Source organism: Sporolactobacillus inulinus, assembly GCF_006539285.1.
Taxonomy (GTDB): domain Bacteria; phylum Bacillota; class Bacilli; order Bacillales; family Sporolactobacillaceae; genus Sporolactobacillus; species Sporolactobacillus inulinus.
Genome location: NZ_BJMS01000001.1, coordinates 1 through 16,481 on the forward strand (window position 1 = coordinate 1; position 16,481 = coordinate 16,481).

General features: G+C 45.7%; 15 protein-coding genes. 3 read left to right on the forward strand and 12 right to left on the reverse strand.

Annotated features, from left to right (window positions below; translation table 11 throughout):
- Nucleotides 1-39: 39 nt before the first annotated feature.
- Nucleotides 40-813: a 2-keto-4-pentenoate hydratase gene (locus tag SIN01_RS00005; RefSeq protein ID WP_039744633.1), complete on the forward strand. Its 774-nt coding sequence runs from the start codon at nucleotides 40-42 to the stop codon at nucleotides 811-813.
- Between the two features lie 59 nt (nucleotides 814-872).
- Here the strand turns inward: SIN01_RS00005 and SIN01_RS00010 are convergent, their stop codons facing one another.
- Both SIN01_RS00010 and SIN01_RS00015 read right to left on the reverse strand, forming a co-directional pair.
- The gene (locus SIN01_RS00010) at nucleotides 873-2,444 is read right to left on the reverse strand and encodes a DUF4153 domain-containing protein (protein ID WP_047035129.1); all 1,572 of its coding nucleotides are present in this window, start codon (nucleotides 2,442-2,444) and stop codon (nucleotides 873-875) included.
- Between the two features lie 465 nt (nucleotides 2,445-2,909).
- Nucleotides 2,910-3,272, reverse strand: a complete 363-nt coding sequence (locus SIN01_RS00015; RefSeq protein ID WP_010023696.1) for a 3D domain-containing protein — start codon at nucleotides 3,270-3,272, stop codon at nucleotides 2,910-2,912.
- A 196-nt stretch (nucleotides 3,273-3,468) separates the two neighbouring features.
- Between SIN01_RS00015 and SIN01_RS00020 the strand changes: the two genes are divergently transcribed.
- A complete protein-coding gene (locus SIN01_RS00020; protein WP_010023695.1) occupies nucleotides 3,469-3,816 on the forward strand; it encodes a hypothetical protein in 348 nt (115 codons plus the stop codon).
- Nucleotides 3,817-3,902: 86 nt separating this feature from the next.
- Entirely contained in the window at nucleotides 3,903-4,412 is a 510-nt protein-coding gene (locus tag SIN01_RS00025; protein WP_010023694.1) for a hypothetical protein, read from the forward strand.
- Between the two features lie 52 nt (nucleotides 4,413-4,464).
- Here SIN01_RS00025 and ligD read toward each other — a convergent pair whose 3' ends face one another.
- The 10 genes from ligD to SIN01_RS00075 form a co-directional block, all read right to left on the reverse strand.
- Nucleotides 4,465-5,367: a non-homologous end-joining DNA ligase gene (gene ligD, locus SIN01_RS00030; protein ID WP_010023693.1), complete on the reverse strand. Its 903-nt coding sequence runs from the start codon at nucleotides 5,365-5,367 to the stop codon at nucleotides 4,465-4,467.
- Nucleotides 5,345-6,313, reverse strand: a complete 969-nt coding sequence (locus tag SIN01_RS00035; protein ID WP_010023692.1) for an ATP-dependent DNA ligase — start codon at nucleotides 6,311-6,313, stop codon at nucleotides 5,345-5,347. The genes ligD and SIN01_RS00035 overlap by 23 nt, the downstream gene beginning before the upstream one ends.
- 3 nt (nucleotides 6,314-6,316) lie before the next feature.
- The gene (gene ku, locus SIN01_RS00040; protein WP_010023691.1) at nucleotides 6,317-7,138 is read right to left on the reverse strand and encodes a non-homologous end joining protein Ku; all 822 of its coding nucleotides are present in this window, start codon (nucleotides 7,136-7,138) and stop codon (nucleotides 6,317-6,319) included.
- 1,118 nt (nucleotides 7,139-8,256) lie between these two features.
- A complete protein-coding gene (locus SIN01_RS00045; protein ID WP_010026157.1) occupies nucleotides 8,257-8,781 on the reverse strand; it encodes a metallophosphoesterase family protein in 525 nt (174 codons plus the stop codon).
- Nucleotides 8,781-9,383: an XTP/dITP diphosphatase gene (locus tag SIN01_RS00050; RefSeq protein ID WP_010026156.1), complete on the reverse strand. Its 603-nt coding sequence runs from the start codon at nucleotides 9,381-9,383 to the stop codon at nucleotides 8,781-8,783. Before SIN01_RS00050 ends, SIN01_RS00045 begins: the two co-directional genes overlap by 1 nt.
- The gene (gene rph / locus SIN01_RS00055; RefSeq protein WP_010026155.1) at nucleotides 9,380-10,132 is read right to left on the reverse strand and encodes a ribonuclease PH; all 753 of its coding nucleotides are present in this window, start codon (nucleotides 10,130-10,132) and stop codon (nucleotides 9,380-9,382) included. Before rph ends, SIN01_RS00050 begins: the two co-directional genes overlap by 4 nt.
- Before the next feature lie 103 nt (nucleotides 10,133-10,235).
- Complete coding sequence (locus SIN01_RS00060; RefSeq protein WP_010026154.1) at nucleotides 10,236-11,258, reverse strand: GerMN domain-containing protein; 1,023 nt, start codon at nucleotides 11,256-11,258, stop codon at nucleotides 10,236-10,238.
- 106 nt (nucleotides 11,259-11,364) lie between these two features.
- Nucleotides 11,365-12,339: a glycosyltransferase family 2 protein gene (locus SIN01_RS00065; protein WP_010026153.1), complete on the reverse strand. Its 975-nt coding sequence runs from the start codon at nucleotides 12,337-12,339 to the stop codon at nucleotides 11,365-11,367.
- A gap of 27 nt (nucleotides 12,340-12,366) precedes the next feature.
- Nucleotides 12,367-14,607 carry an ArnT family glycosyltransferase gene (locus tag SIN01_RS00070; protein ID WP_010026152.1) on the reverse strand — a complete coding sequence of 747 codons (2,241 nt, stop codon included), beginning with the start codon at nucleotides 14,605-14,607 and terminating at the stop codon, nucleotides 12,367-12,369.
- A gap of 207 nt (nucleotides 14,608-14,814) precedes the next feature.
- Nucleotides 14,815-16,455 carry an L-lactate permease gene (locus tag SIN01_RS00075; RefSeq protein WP_047035140.1) on the reverse strand — a complete coding sequence of 547 codons (1,641 nt, stop codon included), beginning with the start codon at nucleotides 16,453-16,455 and terminating at the stop codon, nucleotides 14,815-14,817.
- Between the last annotated feature and the right edge of the window lie 26 nt (nucleotides 16,456-16,481).

A 16,481-nucleotide genomic window follows, 5' to 3' on the forward strand; every position in this document is an offset into this window, starting at 1 on the left:
GTAGATAAATAAAAAAAAACAGAAAAGAAGGCGCTTAGGATGTTGGTTACAAAGGATGATTTATCAGAACAGTTGTATCAGGCATTGAGTAAAAATGAACCGCTTGATTTTAAAAATGCAGATCCCTCGGCATTGAGTTTGGAACATGCCTATGAGGTGCAGCATGCATTTAACGCAAAGAAAAAGGAAGCCATCAAGGGATATAAAATCAGTTTAACAAGCAAACAGACACAAGACATGTTCAATTCTGATTCGCCGCTTTACGGACAAGTTGTTGCTTCAAGTGTCTTGCATGATGGTGCTGAACTCGCATTGGCAACACTCAACGAACCACTCCTCGAACTCGAATTGGAATTCACCGCCTTGGAAGATTTGTCTCCTGAAGATAACGAAGAACAGCTGCTCGCAAAAACAGATGTTGCCCCCGGTATCGAAGTTCCCGACTCGCGTTTCAAGGATTGGTTTCCAAAACTCCCACTTGAACTGGTTATCTCAGACAGTGCCGTGTGCGGTCGACTCGTTGTCGGCAAACCCGCAGCAAAAAAACCGACCGTTGACGAATTAGCCCATGTTCATGCTGATGTGACCTTGAACGGCAAGCCGCTGACCTCAGGAGAAGCATCTGAAGTACTCGGAAATCCACTTCATGCCTTGAAATGGCTTGTTGCACGTCTCGCACAAGAAGGGAAAATAGTCGGTAAAGGAACAACGGTTTCAACCGGTACCTTCTGCTTGCCGAAAAAATTGGAAAAAGGAACTTATGTTGCGACATTTACGCATCACTTGGGCGATGTCACCTTGCATGTGAATTGAATCGATCAATAAGCGAAACAACCGGATTCTCTGTGAATCCGGTTGTTTTGCTTTATTTTTTAATCATCATAGATTTCATGAGAAAGTGATGGATCGATTTGATTTCGCTGCAAATGTTCTTGATTAAGCAGCTGTTTTGCACGCAAATTAGAGAGATTGAACGATTGCCATGCCTGTGGTTTATTAAGCATCTGTTTCTGTCCAAAGAGTTGGTTTTCCGCGACTTTCCGAACCGAGTCATCCTTAGCCTTGAGCAACTGAACCAAGTAAGGTGTTGCGTCATGCGACAGTGTTGCCAGGTACGCCACATCAATTTTTCCCGTCTGATTGTACCGATCAATGTTCCATCGGGCGATCAGCACATCACTATTGGCGTAGTTAATCACGACAAACGCGGTGATCCCTGCGAGCAAATAGTATTTAAACAGCTTGATCCGTTTGTTCCAGATACGGAACAGCGTGACCAGAAATAATACAAAGAGCAGAATCATGAACGCATGGGTAAGCACACGTAAATAAGTAAATCCGTACATTTGTTCATACAGGTACATACGGATAAATGCAGAAACAAGCATGACCATCGTGCAGCAAACGAGCAATGACTCCAAGATTTGTATCGCACGGTTGACGGGCGCGCTGCTCTGTTTCGTTAGATGTAACAGTACCAGTAAGAGTGTAAAATTGATCAAAGTGACCAGTACCAGTTCAAAAAAACCGCGTCGTGCGTATTCAGCATAGGTAAATTGCTCCGGAAGACCGAGCGCGAAGCTGCCGAACAAGTAGGAAAACTGAATTAATGTAAAGAATACGTAAATGGCATTGATAATACTTAGGATGGTCGTTGCTACCGTCGCATCCATGCTGCCTGCAAACGTCGTCTGCTCCGTTAAATCTGTGTAACGTGCAGGCTGCTTCGGCCTCATCATCAGACTCCAGATATAACTGAACGAAAACAGGGCCAAAACGATGATAAAAATCAAGCGCGGCATTAACGTATCCAGATTGAAACCCGCCAGCAAATGCGGTAATGCGCCTAAGTAGTAATTGAACCGCTCATCCGCCGAAGAAAGCAGCGTAAGTATGAGGACCACGAGCGGAAAGGTGATTACAATGCCAATGAAGACATTCATCAACGTTTTGTTTTTTCCACCCGTCGTCCGTTGCCCTATCTGCCTCGCTACAATTTTAAAGGGAACTGCGAGAAAAGCAAACGGACGATAGATAAAACCGATCAGCACATCAATCACAAATGGGGGCGCATACCAATCGGCCCTTGCCCGTCTCGCGGAAAGCGTCGTTTGCATCACGATCAGGGTGGAAATCGCAAGCACATTGAGCACCTGAAACACTTCATTTGAGAAAAGGACATAGGTTAACGTCAACAAGAGAATGGGAATCATCAATCCTCCGGCAAAATTTTTCTGTACACGTACTGCGCTTCCCATATTCCAGAAAAAAATACCATAAAATGCTAGAACAAATAACGGAACAGAAATACCGAATGCCTGATCAACAAAGAACCAGTTTGCAAGCAGGCCAAGCAGGATCGTGCCGAGCAAGAGCTTGCTCCCCCTCTGGCACCCGTGCAGCCGCTTCTCTTTCGCTCCGTTTTCTGCTAAATCATTAACCATCTGTCGTCACGACCTTTCTTTTTAACAAAGAATAAGTAAAAACCATTCATTGCAATTTTCAACGCTTAATTAACCTCGATTGGATTATAGCATAGATATTATTGAAATTCATCATCTTTTTATTGTTTTTCGATATATTTTTACTGTTTTATAACAAAAACAGGTATCATTCATACAAAAGCGGGCACCATTTGAATAACTGCTTTATTCTTGCAAAAAAAAAAGGCATTTTCACTTGTATAAAACAAGCTGTGGTGGGTATACTAATTATGTAAGCGGTAACAAATATGAGGATGGTGGATAAAATGACTGTACTTGGTGTGTTTGGCTCAATTTGTGTGTTTATTCCAGTCGTTGCAGCCGTCGCATGGGATCGCTATCATTCACGGGTGCAATAATAGAGAAAAAACGTTAATAATGTAAAAGGCTCATGCCCTAAATTCGGGACATGAGCCTTTTTGTTATTTAGTGTCGATAGACACGAATTTTTATTTTTTTTCTTCCCCACTTAATGGCTTGTTTCCTCGTTTTAAAATGTACATCAATGATTTTCCCTTTAATTCGTCCGCCGGTGTCGCGCGCAATCGCATAGCCATAACCAGGGATGTAAACTTTTGAGCCGAGCGGGATGACACGAGGATCAACCGCAATCGCTTTTGCTTTTGGATGTTTCTTATAATTATAACCGGTTGCTGTACGGCCCATTTCGCAGTAAGCCGTTGCACTGACAGTCATTTTCTTCGGTTTACTTTTTGCCGTAGCAAAAGAACTCGGTAGTACGGAGATTAGAAGAACGATCACGGCGAGGATTAATGTTATTTTTTTCATGACACAACCATCCTTTGTTTTCGTCTGTATACAATTTACCAATTCTATATAACAGCCGTGTATCATAACCGTTCTTGTTTGATTACAGTTCAAATGCTTTGTGTAATAATCAGTAAAAAAAACAGGGATTCATGGCAGAATCAGCGCTGTTCTTCCATATACATTAGATGAAGAGCATAGGTTGGAGGGATCGCAAATGCTGGATGAACTGAGTCAACTGGTTGGGAGAAGCTTCAAGCCCCACGAGTTAGATCATTTATGCGCAAAAATAACAGGAGGGAAATTGGAATTCAAGCGAATGTACTGGGAGGAAATTGCGCTTTTGGAAACGATGTCCTATCGCGCAGATTCGGGAATTACGTATGTCATTGCCTTCCATCTAGATCAGGATCAAGGGGAATATGACAGTGTCTTGAAGGTGCGGCATATTGACGTATTGGGTCGTTCCCGTCATGCAGCAAATCATGTTCAATTATTTGTTCTGCTTCTTGTTGTGTTGGTCTGCTCGATAACCGTCTACGTCCTTTTTACGCTGTTCAAGTAAGCAAAGATCTCGTTCTTCGATTACATAACCAAATTGGCGCAATAAATGGAACGTTCTTGCTCCAATCCCGCATTTGGTTCATAATAATGGCAGGTATCCTTTCAGCACGAGATAAAGGAACGGTTTTTGCATTAGTTCGACGTTCCCTTTTTGGCTTTACCGGTTTGGAGGTTTTGACCATTTTAATTGAACCATCGCGTATTGTTAAACTCCCGTATATCAACAGTTTAAGGGAAGATCAACTGATCAAGTCTAAAGTGATCACTCAGAACCATTTTTATTCCTACACGATTAAAGCGAACGAAACCGTTTATCCGAAAACATTCGCACTCAGCAGTAATGTTCCGATTATTGACTACATAGGCATTAAGTGTTTTTCAGTATGGATTATCGAACCGCGCCGAATCTTCCTTGATGGCGACCATGTGATCGCGCAAACAAAGAATCATCGTCTTTACACAGGAAAATCAAAATTATTGACAAGTCATTCGCTTATTCTCAGAAATAATGATGACATAAATTGCGGTGTGCTCGACTTTGCGGATCTCCACTTTATCGGACGTTTCGCGCGCGGCATCGGAATGAACAGGCAGTAAAAAAAGATTAATAAACCTTGTGGTGATTCACCGTTTCCATGAGTTGCTGAAATCAGTTTTTACGCAGCTTCTTAAGCTGCTCAATAATTGCGAGTAATGGATGATTTCGACACTCAAAATAGTGGCGCATTGGATCTATTCCCTGATTCACCCGTTCTAAAACCTTGGCGACGGTGAATGTATTCATATTCAGCGCGGAATCAACCTCATGCCAAAATAGTGGGGCAGCCACAGTTGCCCCCTCTTTGCCACGCGGCGAATAGGGACATATGATTGTCTTGCCTTCAGCATGCTGCACGTAATCCAAATACAGCCGGTCGCCCCGATTTTTCTTCAAACGCTCAATGGTAAACAGCTCCGGAAATCGGCCGACCAGAACTTCGGCAATAAATGCGGTAAAAAGGCGCGTTTCTTGATAGTTAAGATTAAGCCCGATGATCGGCAGATGAATCTGTATGCCTCGACTGCCGGAAAGCTTTGGAAAGCTTACAAGCGACAGCCGTTCAAAAAGCTGCTTCATTTCAAGTGCCGCTCTGACGGCAAGAGGAAAGGCAGTGCGCTCCGGAGGATCAAGATCAAAAACAATTTCTTCAGGATGCGTGACACCCGCTTTTTGATAGGGAATGTGGTACTCGATGGCCAGCTGATTACCGAGCCATAGAAGTGTTTTCAGTGTGTTGCATAAAATGTAGCGGCTTCCATCCGCTTCGGCCGTCTGAACAAAGTCCGGCGCATATTCCGGACACTTTTTTTGAAAAAAAGACGGTCCGGGTACGCCATGTGGAAAACGAATCACAGTCAATCGCCGTTTGGCAAGAAATGGAAGCATTAAAGGAGCAACCGTATTTAGATAGCGAAGAAACTGTAGTTTATTTACTTGGGGATTCTGCCAAATCATTTTCTCCGGATGCGTGATCTGAAACGCATGTGTGTCATGGGAAATTGCCGCCTTCATCACTACCCTCCTCTAGAATGCACTGATCCGGATTTTCATCAACAAACGCCAGGATTCTTGGCTGCCTCAGCGATCCGTTCTCGGTCCATTCCTGAAATTCAATCTTCACGGTTAATTGGGGGACCAACCATGATACTTTTTTTACGTCCTTCGGCTGACGCTCAAAGGGATTGGCTGGACTTTTTAGCAGTTCTGCAAGCCGGGTCACTGCTTGCCAGTCTTGGCTTGTCAGCGAACCGCTGCCCACACGCCCAATATAGACCAAGCGATGCTCCGAATTGTATTGGCCGATAAGTAAGGCATTTACCCTCCCGTCGCGATAGGTAACCGCGCCGACGACAGCGATTAAATCTTCAGTAACCTTAATCTTTCGCCAATTTCCATTTTTCCCGCCAATGCCGTAGCGACTGTTTCTTTTTTTTGAAACAATCCCCTCCATATGCTTTTCCTTAACACTGGCAAATAAAGCATCTCCGTTATCATAGGTTGGGACGAGATGAATCGGGTCCGCTAAGGGCAGCCACTGCTGCAGGCGTTCGATTCGATCACTTAACGGATAGGCATTCAGCCAATCTCCATTAACGTACAGCAAGTCAAAAACCATATAAAAAACACGTATGCTGTCTGCTGCTTTTGCATGTGCGGTCGGGGTGGTACGGTCGCGCTTCATAATCTCATGAAAAGACGGTCGTCCGTTCGTATCAAGCGCAATCAGCTCGCCGTCAAGAATGAGCGAGGACGCCGGAGAAGCATGGATACTCGACGCCAGTTCAGGGTATTGAAGCGTCCGTTCGTGTTGTCTCCGGTTAAAGAGACGCGCCTCATGTCCGTCGTAGTAGGCTAAAAGGCGCACTCCGTCCCATTTCACTTGGTGTACCCAATCCGGACCGTTCGGAATCACATCAGCTTTGATCGGCTCAAACGGTTTAATCGGCTGAAAATCCATCAGTTACACCGTTTTCTTACGCTTTGTTGCCGTTTTGCGTCGCGGTTTCGGTTTTGTTTCTTTGACACTTGCTTCCAGAGCCGACAACAAGTCAACGACATTCGGCTGCGCAGCGCGCCCCTTCTTTTTCTCCACAGGCATACCAGCGACCTTATCTTCAATCAGTTTTTCCATTTTCAAACGATAATCATCTTTATAATGGTCCGGCTTAAACTCCGTTGTCAGCTGTTCAATGAGCTGATTTGCAATCGTCATTTCTTTAGGCTCATTCTCCGTAATCAGGTCGCCGATACCCGGGACCTCTTTAATGCTTCGGACCTCGTCCGGATAGTACAATGTCTCCAGAAGCATACCGTTCTCGAAGCTACGAATCGCGGCGAGATGCTGCTTTGAACGGATAATGATGTTGGCAATCGCTATTTTGTCGGAATCCTGAATCGCCTGTCGAAGCAATGAAAATGCGCGCAAGCCATTGCCGCTGTCCGGTCCAATGAAATAGGATTTTTCATAATAAATAGGGTCAATCTCACTAAGTTTTACAAAATTAATGATCTCAACATGTTTGTCGGTTTCATCTTGAAGGCTGCTCAATTCTTCTTCACTGATCGGCACAAACTGCCCCGGCGCATACTCATAGCCTTTGACAATCGCATCATTTTCAATGGCCTGCCCACATTTCGAGCACGTGCGCGTATAATTGATTGGTGCCATGCAGTCTTTGTGCAGCATTCTCAATCGAATGTCTTTGTTTTCTGTTGCTGTATACAGCTTGATTGGGATATAAACCAGACCGAATTGAATTGATCCTTTCCACATCGTTCGCATCGTTCACTCACCTCGCTGCTAGTATGTGCGCGAAAAGATACACTTAGTGATGCAGAATCAATTTTCCATCGTGAAAAAAGAAAAAAGCTTCTCAATTGTATTGAGAAGCGAAAAAGGATGTTACCTATCAGAAACAGAAGGCAATCATATTATATAATCTGGAATTCAAAGGACACAAGTCATTTGCATCAAAAACATAAAAAAAATTGATTTGTCTTTAAGAAATACGATACATGGTAGCGTTGCTAAGAAAAATCAGGCAAAAACGCCCGGTGCTGAATCGTCGCTGCGATTGCTCGCTTGCCGCGGGCGCCCGAGCGCTTTCGTGTCTGGAACGGATTTATTGATGAAATGACATGAATCATCGTACCAGCAAGGCAAAATTCAAAATCAGAAACTTGACGGAGCGAAGTCATAGAATTGTTATCGTTTTTTATCATGCAAAAAAAGGATCCAATTAAGGATCCAGAAAAGGGGGATTGCTTTCACGAGTTACAAGTTTAGCTTATCAAAGTATTTTCACAAAAGCTAGTATTTTATACAATTTTCTTATTACAATAATAATATTTTTTCGCAAGAGTTAGTTGTGCTTGCTACAGTCGGCCCTGTTTTTTCAGAACCCCTTCACGCCCCGCCGCGCTTTTTAAAATCTGCCGGCAAATAGGGAAAGTCGTCGGTCTTCTGAATCATCATCCCGATGCATTTCTCTTGAACATAGTTTCTTCGTTTTTAGCGAAGGATCACCACAAGACAAATGAGCAAAACCCAAAAGGGGATACAAAAAACCATTGCCCAAAGCACGCCTTTAAAGAAATGACCATCTTCCATGCAAACACCCCGTTTACTGCGTTTCTCACAATGAGATCTAGTCGCAGTATAGCCTAAACGGAGCCGGCAGATACTGTTTAAAAGCCGCATGAAAGAAAAAAAGGCATTTTTGCTCGTTCATCTCCCCATTCAAAAAAACAAGCGTCGACATAATATGTACTATCAGTTATCAGAGATGATGACTGATAAACGCCATATGAGTGCCCCTCCTCATCACTCCTATCAACGCGGATACAGCCGCTAAAAAAGAGAACCGGATGCGTTAATCCGGCTCTCTTTTTGAATTCAATTCAATTTCTGCTGAGTGAAAATGTCTTTGTAAATTCATCGACCAGCGTTCCATCTAAAGTGAAGTAGGAAACCTGAACATGATTCTTCTCGGGATCAAGATCAAGGAGTACATAAGTGCCCTCCCGATAATTACGCGGCAAGCGCAAGCTGCCCGGATTGATCACGATCATTCCCTGCTGCTGGAATGTACCGGCAAAATGGGTATGACCGAAACAGGCGATTTGCGCGCCTGCTTCTTGCGCGCGATAACACAAACGCGCCGGAGATTGACGTACACCAAGCAAGTGTCCATGCGCCACAAGGAAGGTTGTCCCGCCAATCACTTTGACTGCTTCATTCGGGTAGGCGCCCGGCAAGTCACAGTTTCCTTCAACAGCAATAAATCCTTCCATTTCTTTCTGATCCGGTTTCAATTCCGAATCGCCACAATGAATCATGAAGTCCACTGTTCCTTTATATTGATCCTTTACGGCTTGAACCTCGCGCGTCCACCCATGCGTATCACTAACAATTAATCCCTTCATCACGCCTCACCCGTCCAACTTGTCCAATTTTCCTTCAGAACGCGTAAGGCACGCGCGCGATGGCTGATTTGATTCTTCTCCGCTTCGCCCATTTCAGCGAAGGTCTCCTGGCGCTCGGGTATCAAAAACAATGGATCGTAGCCAAAGCCTCCCACACCACGGCGTGTTGCAGTGATGATCCCGTCACAGCGCCCTTCGGCAAATCGGGTTTGATGCTTGGGACGGCTGAGCGCCAGAACACAGACAAAATGTGCGGTACGTTTTTCTTCAGGCACACCCTTTAACTTGTGAAGCAACAGATCAATATTACGTTCACTATCTTTCTCCGGACCGGAATAACGCGCTGAGAAAACCCCCGGTTCACCGTTTAACGCATCGACACAAAGCCCCGAGTCATCGGCCAGCGTAATCATCCCGGTTTCTTTTGCCAATGCCTCCGCCTTCAAAGCTGCATTTTCGTGAAAGGTATGCCCCGTTTCCGGAACATCCGTTGTTATGCCCAGATCCTTCAAGGAAAAAACGTCTGCGCCGAACCCTTGCAGCAAGTCTTTGAATTCTTTTATTTTGCCTGGATTGTTTGATGCAATCAATACCTTAGTCATTTGCTCGTGCCCACCTTCGATTCAACGATCCGTTCGCCAAGAACGGCTTTTTCCGCTTCGATGAGTTGATGAATCCCTTTTTTCGCAAGACTGAGCAGTGTCGCCAGCTCTTTTTCGTCAAACGTCGCTTCCTCACCGGTTCCTTGGATCTCGATGTACTCGTCGTTCCCATTCATCACAATATTCATATCAACATCTGTGGTTGAATCTTCTTGGTAGCACAGATCAAGAACAGGCCCATAGACAGGGTGAATTCCGACTGATGTTGCTGCCAAATAAGACTTGATTGGGAGTGTGGCGATTTGTTTGCGTTCCATCATCCGTTGAAAGGCAAGAACCATCGCAACAAATGCTCCGGTGATCGATGCGGTTCGCGTCCCGCCGTCTGCTTGAATAACGTCGCAATCAATCCAAATGGTTCGTTCGCCAACGGCATCCAAATCAACTACGGAACGGAGTGAACGCCCAATCAGCCTCTGAATTTCCATTGTTCTCCCGGTTACCCTTCCCCGTGACGATTCACGTATGTTGCGTTCCGGTGTCGCCCGAGGAAGCATCGCATATTCTGCAGTAATCCATCCCTTTTTCTTACCGCGCAGGAAAGGCGGCACGCGATCTTCAATCGTTGCATTGCAAATGACCTTTGTGCGGCCTACGGCAATCAGAACCGACCCTTCCGGATGAATAATAAAATTAGGCTGAATCGCTACAGATCTCAATTCATCGTTTGCTCTGCTGTCTGGTCTCATGAATCCATTAGCCCCCGTGTCCTCTTTTACTAAGACTCGACTTTACGAAAAAAAGAGGAGCCTCTTTTGCTCCTCTTACTATACCATATTTACCTGAATTAAATTACACACCGGCAGCATCGACAAATTCTCGAGTGACCGGACCCGACAGCGTTTTTCCCGATTCCAGCATAACTTTAGAAGTCGATCCGATCTGAATTGAAACTTTTTGGATCGCTGGGTCTCCCGTCAAAGTAAGCACGAGGCTGCGGAGCACTTGATCGTTGACTGTCTTTGCTTTTTTATTATCATAAAGCGCGTCGTTGAAGTGCAGGTAAACGGTTCCGTTTGTGATCTTCGGTTTCTCTGTCAGACGGACATTCGGATCGAACGGTGAGATGACGTCACTTGCTGAAGGTTCATTAACCAGTGCGTTCACCATACTTGTTACACGATCCTCAGTGACCGCCCGGCGAACCGTTACCGGTACATCATAGGTTTTGCCTTTATTATTGGCGGAAATATAGTAGACCGTCATCGGCTCGCTTCCGGCAATATCTGCAACGTCAACGAAAACTTGATTAATCCCGTTTGCTCGTGTCAGGGCGCTGCCCACCTCCTGTTTACTTGACGGCCATTCATTTAAGGTTTTTCCGTCTACAGTGATGGTTACTGTTTTCACAGTAGGGAACTGAGTGAGTGTCCAGACAATTGATTGAATGACTTGCTGCTGCCCTCCTGCTGGTGTATCCAGCAGCTGTTTGGTGAAGTCAGCTGTTGCATTGCCTCTTTGATCGATGGTTACATGATTCACTTCTGTGTCAGCGGGTAATGTCGCTTGGAAACCATTTGGGAGCGCATTGGACACAGGGCCATCACTTACCAAGTAGTTGAGGACCTGCTTGGTTACCGAGTTGCTTTTCGGTAACCCGACGAATTGCGGCGCAAGCAAACCGTTCGCATCCCTCAGATATAAAACACGCTGTGTATATTCTTGTTTTGCAGCAGACTCTGTGAGATCACGCTTGCTGTTGACGTATTGAACACTGCCCGGCTCTTTGTCCGCCACCCCGCCGCATCCGGCAAGTAATGCCATCGACAAAGCCAGTGCCGCTCCTACGCAAACGATCGATGTTCGACGATACATTGTTGTACCCTCCTTAGTCCCTATGGGTTGTACTAACATGTATACGAGCCATCGAGCCGAATAGACCTTTTGCTTCAAAAAAAAGATGGCGGTGCATGCTTTTGAATCAGCCGTGTTTAACACTTGATAGAGAACGAACACGCTTTGCCGCTCCGAAACCCTTCGTCTCCTTGATGATATATAGCGGACGATCTTTCGTTTCATCATAGATTCTGCCGATGTATTCACCAATCACCCCAAGGATAAAGAGCGTAAAACCGCTGAACAAGAGCTGAATGACAATGAGCGAGGTCCATCCGGGAACTGTGCTCGACGTAAATAATTTCATGCCTAATGCAATGATCATATAAACGAAACCTGTAAAAGAGAGCAACGCGCCACCATAAGTCGCTAGTTTCAGCGGTTTATATGAAAATGAGGTTAACCCATCGATCGACAGCTTCAGCATTTTCTTCAGCGGATATTTGGTTTCGCCTGCCAGCCGTTGATCACGAACATACTCAACCGCAGTCTGCTTGAATCCGACCCAGCTGACTAATCCGCGGATAAAGCGATTTTTCTCAGGAATACGTTTCATTTCATCACAAACACGACGATCAATTAAGCGAAAATCACCGGTATCGAGCGGAATATCAATATCCGTCGATACACGTAGGATCCGATAAAATAATGCCGCCGTTTTCTTTTTAAAGAAGCTTTCTCCTTTGCGCTCCATCCGTTTCCCGTAGACAACCTCGAAGCCTTCCTTCCATTTCCCAATCATTTGCAAAATCAATTCCGGAGGATCTTGAAGATCTGCATCAATCACCACAATGGCTTGACCCATCGCGTAATCCATGCCTGCCGTAATCGCAATCTGATGACCGAAGTTACGCGAGAATTCAATCACCTTCACATGGGTATCCCCTTCAGAGATATAATTCAGAATCTCCGAAGTTCGGTCACGGCTGCCGTCATTCACGAACAGCAGTTCATAGCTCTCATAAGTGCGGTCCATAACCGCTTTTAGACGCTTGTAAGAATCATAAATAACCTGTTCCTCATTAAATACAGGGACAACAATAGAATACTTTGTCGTCATCAATAGTCCTCCCTTTTGCAAAATAAATCATGATTTCTGATAAACATATAAGTTTGATTGACCTCCTTGACCGTTCTGGCTGCTGTTTGAATTAGTGTCTGACCAGTCGCTTGTCGGCACTTTCTTAAAGTGTTTCTGAATCCAATTGGTTACACTGGGGCTGCTTCCCATGCCTTGACTTTCTGACAAGAGAAAATACTTGATTTCGCCTGCCTTTACCATTTTTTCCAATTTACTTACCGTTAATGCAGGGTCATTTCCGCTAAATCCACCCATGGCCATCACCGCATCGTTCGTTTTCAGCATGATCGAATACGCTGACTGAGCCCGTTCCACGCCAAGAATGTATTTTTCACCGGTATAATGCCTCCGTAGATAGGTCAGCAGTTTTGTATTCACTTGATCACCCATACCACGACGAACGCTTCTCGTCCGAGTTGGCGCTGCTCCAGATTCGTTTGACGGCATCTCTAATCTTGAAGTGCCTGCCTCCTGATTCATTGATGGGGCGCCACCTTCCGCATTGCCGCTTTGAGCTCTGCCCCTTTGACCGCCTCCCTTCATCCCCATACCGCCCATGCCGGTTTGCGTTGACGTTGGGCCGGCAACAGGAATAGAACTGTTGGTCTGATTAAAGGTTGAGGGCAGTGTCCAATACAGTGGTGCAAGCAGCATCACGAAGATACTTGTTCCAACAATAGCAGCTTGAATTTTCCGATCAGTGCTGCGCCAAATCAAGCCGATTCCTGTTGTCAGCACGGCGGCAATGATCAGAAGAATGATCCAGAGGGTTGCGATACTGTTCTGATAGAAGATGGCCGCTTCAAACAGCAGTGTCCCGCCAAAGGCGATTGGCAGCAGAAAGCTGCGCCATGAACGGGTCGAGTCGCTAAAATCTCGCCACATATACGTGAAACCAAGTCCTGTTAATGCGGCAATTGGCGGTGCGAGCAAACTTAGATAATAGTGATGGAAGAACCCGGCAATGCTGAAAAAGGCCATCGCCGGTACCAACCAAGCCAACCAGAAAATTGCAAACGCATGTTTCTGATCTAATTTTCGGCGTCGGAGGAAATCGGCGACAACCGCAATCCCGCTGAAGAGTACAAATGGGAGCAGCCAGCTCGCTTGTCCGGATAATGCTTTTGAGAACAAGCGCAGTGGACCGGCATTCCCTGTACCAAACATCCCGCCTTGCCGACCTGCGCCGCGTCCATCGTTCATGCCGCCGGGCGGTGTTCCCCCCATTGTTTTTCCTGAGACACTCGGCCCATCGCTTTGTGCACCATTGGCAGGTGTTCCATTCCCTGCGTTGTTTGATCCTCCCGGGCCGCCGTTCAGCGTGCCGGTTGGAGCCGTTCCTCCTGGAGCATGGTTTGCGTTGCCGTTCTGCGTGTTCTTATCGCTAAAAGGCACTTGTTGGGCTTGGCTTGCAGACGATTTTTGTCTGGTCGGCATTTTTCCCGCTCCTGCTCCGCCTTGTTGGCCAGTTAGTCGGGACACGCCATTGTAGCCAAAGGCAAGTTCAAGTACCGAGTTGGTTTGACTGCTGCCAATATAAGGACGTTTGTCTGCCGGAATCGAATCGACAACGACGGCCCATGAGAGCGAAATTGCTGCCAGAACAACCGTTGCGGCAACAAGATGCATGATTTTTTTCTTCCAATTCACTTTTACCGCAATAAAATAGAATAGATAAATAGCCGGGAGAATCATAAATGCTTCAAGCATTTTCACATTGAAGCCAATGCCAATCATCACAGCACTGAGCAGCAGCCAGCGCAGCTTCGTTGTTGCTGCGGCTTTGAATACAGCCCAAGCTGCAATCACTAAAGTCAGAATCAAAATACTGTCGACATTGTTGGTTCGGGTAACAGCAATAAAAATCGGCGTTACCGACATTGTAATTCCAGAAATAAAAGCAGCAATTCTCCCAGCCTTTTGTTTGACCATCTGATAGACAATCACAGTTGCGCTCACAGCAGCCAATGCTTCCGGAAGCAGCACGCTGAAATTGCTGAAGCCAAACACTTTTGCACTCAGCGTCTGCAGCCAAAGTGCTACCGGAGGTTTATCTACGGTAATAAACCCTGCTGGATCAAATGAAGCGTAAAAAAAGTTGTGAAAATTTTTCATCATGCTTTTTACCGCAACCGTATAATACGCATTCGTACTTGCCTGACTTAGTAAAAAGAAATTCATAAATAGGGATAGAAGAATGACGCCTAGTAGATAAAAATCGATGCGCTTGTTTTTTAATAAGTTCATGAAAAAATCCTCCTCTGCGTAACCAACATCTCTCGGCTTAGCACCGATCATGACAAATGCTTTGCTTAATGTCAGTATGGCAGTGCATCCTTAAAGAATCCTTAACTTTACAAAAAAACGAAAAAGTGATTTCAAAAAGGGAGTTGCGCAGTCAATGATTGACTTGCGCAACTCCCTTTTGTAGTGATGCATATCCTTAGTTTCAGGTTATGGAATCATCCACTGCAGTACATAGGCCTGCAGAAATGTTATAACTCCGGTAATCGCAACAAATAAAAGGCTGTGCAAAATCGTGAAACGGAACAGACTTCCTTCTTTGCCAACAAGTCCGGTCGCTGCCGTTGCAACAGCGATCGATTGCGGTGAAATCATTTTTGCAGCTACCCCGCCGGTTGAGTTGGCGGCGACAAGCAAAGTCGGATCGACACCGATCTGATTCGCCGACACCTTCTGCAAATTAGAAAACAGTGCGTTCGACGAGGTATCCGAACCGGTAAGAAATACACCAATCCAGCCGATAAAAGGTGCGAGGAACGGAAACACCACTCCCGTCGACGCCAAACCGAGGCCAAGCGTCGCACTCATTCCAGAATAATTTTCAATATAAGCAAAACCAAGAACGGAAACAATCATCACCAGAGGGAGTGCGAGCTTTTTAATAGTCAGCCCAAACGTTGCTCCCCACTTTTTCCAGCTGATCCCAATCAAGAATTTACTTAAAACGCATGTAACTAAAATAGCCGTTCCCGTTGCAGCAAGTCCATCAAATTTATAAACCGCACCATAAGGGGTAGCCTGTGTTACAATCGGTTTGACTTGGGCGATCATTTGATCCAAGCCAGGGATCGGAAGAAGTAACGTTGCCTGATTCAGAAACGCTTTGATACGTTCTGAGCCGCCCCAAATGCAGATGACAAGTACGAGCAAAACGAATGGCGACCATGCTTGCACGATTTGCCCCAAACGCTGTTTCGGTTTCCGCTCATCACGATCCACCGACTCCTGCTTCTTTTCGCCTTTAAATCGAAAGATGGTTTTTGGCTGCCAGAATTTTAATAACAAAACAAGACTGACCATGCTCACAATCGCAGAAGTGACATCAGGAAGTTCCGGTCCTAAAAAGTTGGCGGTCAAATATTGGGTACCTGCGAACGAAAGCCCACTGACCAGAATGGCCGGAAACACTTCAAGTGTTCGTTTCCATCCCGACATAATGAAAACCAACCAGAATGGAACAAACAGCGAGAGAAAAGGCACCTGGCGGCCGACCATTTGACTTAGCGAAAGCGTATCAATTCCTGTGACCTGAGCAGAAGTGAGAATGGGAATGCCGACACCTCCGAACGCAACAGGTGCCGTATTAGCGATCAAACACAACCCAGCGGCATAAAAAGGATTAAACCCGAGACCAGCAAGCAATCCGCCGGCAATCGCGACCGGGGTGCCGTACCCTGCCGTTCCTTCCAAGAATGCACCAAAAGAGAAGGCGATCAGCAATGCCTGCAAGCGGCGATCCTCCGTGATTGATGCAATCGAATCGCTGATCACTTGAAATTTTCCTGAAGCGACCGTTAATTCATACAGAAACACGGCAGTAACCACAATCCAGCCAATTGGCCAAAGCCCTTGCAATCCGCCAAGAACAGTTGCTTCGAGTGCAAGGTGCACCGGCATGTGATAGACGACTATTGCTTCAAGAACGGCGACGGCAACCGTCAGAAGTCCAGCTAAATACCCCTTCATTTTCTTAATCGCCAAACACCAGAAAAAAAATAATAACGGAATACAGGCAACAGCAAACGATAAAGCCATGTTCCCCATCGGATCATAATTCTGTGCCCATTGCATCAATCACTTCCCCTTTCTATAATCAA